Origin of the sequence: Kamptonema sp. PCC 6506, from assembly GCF_000180455.1 — a bacterium.
In the GTDB taxonomy this organism is placed as follows: domain Bacteria; phylum Cyanobacteriota; class Cyanobacteriia; order Cyanobacteriales; family Microcoleaceae; genus Kamptonema; species Kamptonema formosum.
On the sequence record NZ_CACA01000289.1, the window covers coordinates 26,223 to 33,911 of the forward strand.

Below are 7,689 nucleotides of genomic sequence, written 5' to 3' on the forward strand. Positions count from 1 at the left end.
AGCGCGATCGCCTTTTCTTTGGTCGATTTAGTCCGAGAATAAAACAGCGCTGTTGCTGCTAAAAAAGGGTGCTTGTTTATACCTGCGCTTAAAGAGAGGGAAAAGTTGTTTATCGGTTCACTTTCTGCGCTTGTGCGTGGTGTTGTAGGCGAGAAAGAACGTTGTAGGCATCTGGGCCTGGGTTGTCGTGTTCTAGAGAACCATCAATGGGGCCATCAATGGCTTTCCAAGCAGGAACTCCACCTCTAAGTTCAGCTACGTTTTCAAAGTTGGCTGCGCGAAGTTGGGCAGCAGCTTGAGCAGTTTCTTCGTCACTGTCACCATAAACGTAGATGTCGCGATTGTACTCTAGGCTGCTTTTTGCCCGTTCTACTAATTCATCCATTGGCATTGGCAGCGCACCAGTGATGTGGCTTTTGTTGAAGCTTTCGCGATCGCGTGCATCAATTATTGTTAACCCTGGTTCGCCCCAATCTAGACGAGATTTCAGGTCATGACTAGAGGATTGGGCTTTCAAACGAGAAGGGGTAGGAGTAATGTTTGGAAGCTTGTCTTTGCTTTCTGTAATTCGATCGGGAATTGTTTTCATAAAGGAACTTTAACTCATTACTGCTTTTGCAATGTAACAAGCATTTATGGTGAGTTTATCTTCCTAAAGTAAGAATAAAGCTATAAATTAAGGTGGGAATTAAATCTAGCTAAGGGGGGAATGATGAGCTTCAAAAATGTATGCTGTAATTGCAATCTCTACAGGAGAATCTATTAGTTTCATCGGAGATGCTTGAGGCTGGTAAGAGCTGGCAGGGAGGCAGTTTGTAAGAGATTATTTTTTGCTGCCATAGTAATTTGTAAGTAATTTGCCGTGCTGCGCTGCGGATGTGGCAGGTTGATTATTCAAGGTATAATTACCAATTAGGGAGCGATCGCAAGTATTACTAGCAGTGCTGTCAATTGATCGGGGTTTAGACAATACTCTAAATTTTATTCGATTTCATTATGCCTAAATTGGGCAGAGTTATTTTAACTAGGACTTATGTACTGATAATGATAAATTAAGGTTAGAGTTTGTTTTACTGGATTCGCAATCACAAAAAATTGTAGTGAGTGCGTAAGTCCTGTTAAGATGAAATTGGATAGGTTTTTGCGACCTCACTAAGTATTACGATAGAAAAATCAGATTTGTCTTCGGTATTTTTACTGAAAACTCTGATTGTTGTACCCGTTACTGGAATTATGGATATGTCGGAACAAGAAGGAACTGTTGTGTCTAAAACGCCTCGGACACCTGAAGAACAATTGGTTTGGGATGCGAAAGGAAAAATTCGGGTGTTGCTGAATTTGTGGGATGTATCCTTTGGTAAGGGGAGGGTGAAGAAGGGGGATTTGACTAAAAGGATTGTGCGGACTGGGGAGACGAGTAAAGATTATGAGGGAATTTTGACTGGTTTGCGAGAAAGTGGTGCGATCGCATTTTCGACTGAAAAGCGAGTAATGGTAGTTGAAATTACGGATGTGGGTCAGCAGATTTTAGCTCAAGGTTTGAAAAATAGCGATTCTCTGTTTGAGTTTGACGGTTCTCAAATTGGGACGAGATTGGGGAATGCACTATTGAAATGGTTGCGGGTTCAAGAGGGATCGGTAAGTGTGGCGGTGGAGAAACCTAAGCCAGAGGTGGAGACGATCGCTTCTTATGAGAGGTTTAAGGTGGTGGCTTTGAAGGTTTACGATCGGCTAAATCAAGATTTTAACTATGACGATTTGGTTCCCATTTATCGGATACGGCGGGTGATTGGGGAAAGGGTGGCGCGATCGCAGTTTAATGAGTGGCTGTTGGAAATGCAAGCTACCGATCTGATTCAGTTGATAGGTGGTGAGATGACAGATATCTCGGCGGATAAAGCTGAAGATTCAATCAAAACTGCACTTGGCGCAATTCGCTATTATGTCAAACGGCTAAATTCCTAAAATTGGTCTAAATCCTTTTCTAAATTCGTTAAGAATTAAGTAAATACCTCATCAAAAATCTCAGCTAATCTCAAAAGTTTCAATTTATTGATGAGGTAATTGCAATCTCAAGATGGAGTAATGAGTGTTGCGGTTGAGAAATGGATGTTGAAGGAAGAGCCGTTCAGATATTAACAATAAAACATCTCAAAGAAAGGAGAAAACCTATGAATATTCTCAATGATGAAAGCGATAGGGGCTGGCCAGAGCGCGAACGATTTCCGTATAACTACAAAGGCTCTAGTGTGGGAGCAATTATCGATAGCGATTTACGCGACTCGAAAGACCCACTAATTATTACTGGTTACGCTTCACTAGATCGGATTATTGACTGCCTTGATAATTATTATCTTGATTTAGACAGTAATTTAGAGGCTTTTAATGAAATTAGAATTTTACTGGGGAATGAACCCTATCCGACAAAGGCAAAAGAGTTTCAATCTAAAAATAAATTTTCTGAGGAAATAAAGCAATACTGGCAAGATCGGGGTATTTCTATCCTTAAATGTGGCAAGCTTATTGCTGCTATCAAGTTAATTAAAGTTGGAAAAGTGCAAACAAGGATTGCCACAAATAAACCAATTCATGCGAAGATTTTTAATGGAGACAATGCCATTACTATAGGCTCTAGCAATTATAGTAATTCTGGACTAATCCATCAAATTGAAGCAAACGTGAGATTTCAAAAGCAAAAAAAGGAAAAGGAAATCAAGCGTTTCGATGAAGCTTGTGAGTTAGCAGAAAAAATTTGGGATCTGGGAACGGACTATAATAATGAATTAATTGAGCTACTTGAACAACTTTTAAGCCAAGTTTCTTGGGAGGAAGCGTTAGCCAGAGCTTGTGGAGAATTACTAGAGGGTGAGTGGGCAAAAAAATATAAATCTACGAACTATTTTGCCGATGAACCGCAGCTTTGGCCTTCTCAGGAAAAGGGCATTGCCCAGGCAATTTGGGTAATCGAGAATGTTGGTAGTGTACTTATCGCTGATGCAACGGGTTCGGGCAAAACTCGCATGGGAGCACATCTGATTAAATGCGTAATGAACCAAATTTGGAAGACTGGGCGGATGCGGCAGGGTAGCCCTGTATTAATTTGTCCGCCTGCTGTTCAAGAGTCTTGGGAGAGAGAGTTTAGGCATTGCGATTACAGTGTTCAGACACACTCGCACGGCTTATTAAGTAAACAGGACAACGATATCATTTCTGCTATTCGTCGGGGTCAAGTTCTTGCTATTGATGAAGGACACAATTTTTTCAGTCGTACTGCGAATCGCACACAGGCACTAATGAACAATATTGCTGATTATATATTAGTATTTACTGCGACTCCGATCAATAGAGGAACACACGATTTGCTTTCGATCATTGAATTGTTAGGAACTGATAATTTTGATGATGAATTATTAGATGAGCTTAAACCGATATGGAACAAACGTGGCAAATTGAGCGAAAGGATTTCACCCAATATAAGGGATAAGCTGAGAGGTGCAATTCAACAATTTACAGTTAGACGTACTAAAAGTATGCTTAATCGGATGATTGATGAAGAGCCAGATTGCTATAAGGATCAGTTTGGTGATTTATGCCGTTATCCTGAAAATAAATCACAGTATTATTTGTGCGGCGAAACTGAGGAAGATCGTAATTTATGTAAACAAATTCGTGAGGAAAGTCAGAGATTACAGGGTTTATTATATCTAAAAAATATTCCAGAATTAAGTGATTTTCACCGAAAGCAAGGTTGGACTGAGGAAAAGTATCTTGAAGCTAGATTGAAGGGTGCTAAAGTATTGGCTGCTTATCAGGTAATGGCTTGCTTGCGTTCTTCACGTTCAGCCTTACTTGAACATATTTATGGAACTGAGTATGCTCAAAAATACTATAATATTCAAGGTTGTATTAAAGCACAGGAAACGGGTAATTTAGTCAAAAAATTAGAAGGATTAGCTGGTATCCCTCCTCAAAATCAACTTCAAATTCAACTGCCAGATTGGTTAACTGATCCAGCTAAACATAAAGAAGCTTGTGAAGAAGAGATTGATATTTACAAAAATATTACAAGCTTATCTAAACGTATCTCTGATTCAAGAGAGAAAGCCAAAGCCGAGAAACTCTATAATTTATTAGATAAACACAAACTAATAATAGCTTTTGATAGCCGCCTAATAACTCTCTATGACATCAAGCGCCATCTTAATAATTATCATTCTTGCGATGTAATAATTGCCACTGGAGCCAATCCAAAAGAGGCTCAAAAAATGAATAAAAAATTTCAACCTGGATCTAAGGCATCAAGAACTATCGCTTTGTGTTCAGATGCAATGTCTGAGGGTGTCAACCTTCAACAAGCTTCAGCAATTGTGCAACTAACTACGCCGAGCGTTATCCGTTTGGCGGAGCAGCGAATAGGTCGGATAGATCGCATGGATAACCCTCATTCTACTATTGAGTCTTGGTGGCCAAAAGATAGCTCTGAGTTTGCCTTACGGTCTTCTGAGGGCAAGTTTTTAGCTCGTCACTATTTGGTTTCGGATTTGTTAGGGTCAAACCTTAAACTCCCTGAAAACTTGTCCCAAAATATAGATACAGATTCATCCGAGCCGATTATTTTGGAAGCAGATTTAGTCAAGTTAGATGAGGAGTTAAGTATAAGTGAAAGTTGGAAACTAGGGGATGTTTTTGATCCTGTAAGATCGCTTGTAGAAGGTGAAAAATCTCTTGTTAATTGCGAAGTATATAAGCAGTTACGCACAAGTAAAATACGTTCTTCTTTGAGTTTTGTTAGAGCAGAAAAGTGTCCTTGGGCTTTCTTTGCTATTGCTGGAACAAAATGGGGCGCACCTAATTGGGTATATATTGATTCTTTAGAAATTAAGCCGATAACTGACTTAGAGAAAATCAGTCAAAAATTACGAGAAAATCTGGTTTATCCTGTTGAAAGTATAGAGAGAGAAAAAGATAATGTATGGCTCGAATCTTTTATAAATATTCTGATTAAAACCGAGGAAATGCTACTACCAAAAAAAAAGCAACGTGCTCTCATTTTGATGAAGGAAATTCTGAAAGAATACAAGAATAAAGCTATTAAGGAAAATCAAGTTGAGTATGAAGCATTAGTGGATCATCTACTTTCTAGCATAAAAGGAGAATTAGGAAAAGAGCGTGTAGACCTAAGCCTTCTAGCTGATTGGTGGCTTGATATCATTCGTCCTTTGTGGTTTAAGCGTTTGAAAGAGCGTGGGCGCTCTGAGCCTTTGCGCCTTAAAGACCTATATAATGATTTAATAGAAGAGCCTATTCCTATAGAAAAACTTAACGAAGCATTTAAAGTTCCTTTAGTGCAACCCCTCGATGAACGGATTGTGGCCGCAATTATTGGGCTATATGTATAATGAATGATTATTAAGTTTAAATTCTACTTCAGGAGAGGCATAATATGGCAGAATCCAGCATCTTAAATTCCATTTCTTACTTGTTAATTACTATAAAAAAATATGGCTAATTCTGATAAAGAAGAGGATGTAGTTTATATTAGCTTGTAAGTAAAATTCTCGTCCAAAAATTGGTAAGGCAACACCAAGCGAAGGGAAATTTACGAAATTTACAGGGAACAATAGTCTTCAAAATCAAATCCTTTGAACGAGGTGCAAAAGTTACAGCCATTGGCGCAATTAGTATAAAATTAGAGGTTTTACTACCAGCTATTTTCAAATTCTGTGTACAATCACAGAAAATATTGATAGAGATCACAAACCTTTTATCTAAAAAAGAGGCATACTAAGTATTAACACTAGGTACATTGCGCCCATCAGCCGCGATCGCGCAGATTTAGCTGGTTAAGTTGGCAGGAGTTTACTCCTGATGAGCTTGGGAGGAAGTTGTGATGTTGCTATTAACCCCCGCAAAGCCCAGAGAAAGCAAAGCCAAGGCTGACAAATTCCCTCAAAAGCAGGTATCTACAAATTCAGCTAAGCCGAAAAAGGGGATAAACCAAATATTCAGTCGGTTACGAATTAGCCAAAAAATCGGCTATGGCTATGCTTTGGCAATTGGGATTGCCATTTTGGGAACGGGAATAGGGATGGGATTCGGAGACTACTTCCGCAAGCAAGCTTTGTATCAGTTAAACATTGCTCAACAGCAACAAGAACTCCTGCAAAATTTACAGGATACTGTCTTTCACGCGCGATCGCACGCCTCGCGACTGCCTGTTGTCATCGGAGATTCTGTTCTGCTAGAATATGAAAATTCTAAATTTATACAAGAAATCAATTACGCTAAAATCCTGATAGCAAACATCAGAAATTTCACCAAAAAATATACTGAAAATTTAGCGATTGGCAATAGTGAATTGTCCAGTTTATTGGATAAGTATGCTGTCAGTATCGATTACTATGCCGAACTGATTAAGTTGCAGTTAATGGAAACCAACGCTTGGAATATAAAGCCCAACCAGATCGAGTCAGCACAACTACAAATGTTGAGGAATGTTAGCGGCGAAAAGGCGTTAGCAATAGATGGGTTTTCTGAGAATTTAGATCGAGAAATTTCAGCATTACGCATTCAAAGACTGCAAGCAATCGAAGGTGTACAGTATGCAGAAGCACTCAGAATCAGAATAATCATTGGTAGTATGCTGATTTCTGCAATCATAGCAGCCATTCTTGCTTACCATACTAGCCGCGCGATCGCACAGCCTTTAGAAACTGTCACAAATGTTGCTCAACAAGTCACTCGTGAATCAAATTTTCACCTGCAAACACCAGTTACAACAGAAGACGAAGTAGGAAGTTTAGCTGTATCTTTTAATCAGTTAATTCAGCGAGTAGCAGACTACACGAAAGAATTAAAACAAACTCAGTCTCAATTAATTCAGAGTGAAAAAATGTCCTCCCTTGGTCAAATGGTGGCAGGCATTGCTCACGAAATTAACAATCCCATCAACTTCATTCACGGTAACATTGAACACGCTGACGGCTATATTCACGACTTAATGGAATTGCTAGCACTTTATCAACAGCATTATCCCGAGCCAGTAGAGGAAATTCAAAACCAAATTGAAGCAATAGAATTAGATTTTCTCAGCGAAGATTTGCCCAAAATATTATCTTCTATGAAAATAGGAGCTGATAGAATTCGCGAGCTTGTAATCTCTCTGCGTAATTTCTCGCGTCTAGATGAATGTGAAATGAAAATCACCGATATTCGCGAAGGGATTGACAGCACTCTTGTGATTCTCAACTATCGGCTCAAGCACGGAATTAAAATTATCAAAGAATATGGCGAATTGCCGCCGCTTAATTGTTATCCGGCACAGTTAAACCAGGTATTTATGAATATCATTAGCAATGGAATTGATGCTTTAGAAGAGCTTGGAAATTCAGCTCCTACTATCTGGATTAATGCCGAAGTTTTTGAGTCTAATTGTGTTAAGGTGAAAATCCGAGACAATGGCCCTGGAATGCCGCCAGAAATTCAAGAGAACATTTTCGATCCATTTTTTACCACTAAATCCATTGGTAAAGGTACGGGTTTAGGACTAGCTATTTCCCACCAAATTATTACCAAACATCAGGGTACAATCGAGGTTGATTCTCAACCGGGAGAGGGGACAGAATTTGTTATTACTTTACCTATTGGTGGTTAAAGTTGGTAATGGGTAATGGGTAATGGGTAATTGCT

At 39.1% G+C, this 7,689-nt stretch carries 5 protein-coding genes; 3 read left to right on the forward strand and 2 right to left on the reverse strand.

What is annotated here, in order from left to right:
- Window positions 1–109: 109 nt before the first annotated feature.
- A complete protein-coding gene (locus OSCI_RS16510) occupies window positions 110–589 on the reverse strand; it encodes a rhodanese-like domain-containing protein (protein WP_007356173.1) in 480 nt (159 codons plus the stop codon).
- 234 nt (window positions 590–823) lie between these two features.
- On the reverse strand, window positions 824–970 hold the full coding sequence (locus OSCI_RS30055) for a hypothetical protein (RefSeq protein ID WP_155523367.1): 147 nt from the start codon (window positions 968–970) through the stop codon (window positions 824–826).
- Window positions 971–1,179: 209 nt separating this feature from the next.
- On the opposite strand from OSCI_RS30055, the gene OSCI_RS16515 reads away from it, so the two are divergent.
- From OSCI_RS16515 to OSCI_RS16525, 3 genes are all read left to right on the forward strand, one after another.
- A complete protein-coding gene (locus tag OSCI_RS16515) occupies window positions 1,180–1,965 on the forward strand; it encodes a hypothetical protein (RefSeq protein WP_007356174.1) in 786 nt (261 codons plus the stop codon).
- A 206-nt stretch (window positions 1,966–2,171) separates the two neighbouring features.
- Complete coding sequence (locus OSCI_RS16520) at window positions 2,172–5,399, forward strand: SNF2-related protein (RefSeq protein ID WP_007356175.1); 3,228 nt, start codon at window positions 2,172–2,174, stop codon at window positions 5,397–5,399.
- 491 nt (window positions 5,400–5,890) lie between these two features.
- Window positions 5,891–7,654, forward strand: coding sequence for a sensor histidine kinase (locus tag OSCI_RS16525; RefSeq protein ID WP_007356177.1), 1,764 nt, complete (start codon window positions 5,891–5,893; stop codon window positions 7,652–7,654).
- The last annotated feature ends 35 nt before the right edge of the window (window positions 7,655–7,689 follow it).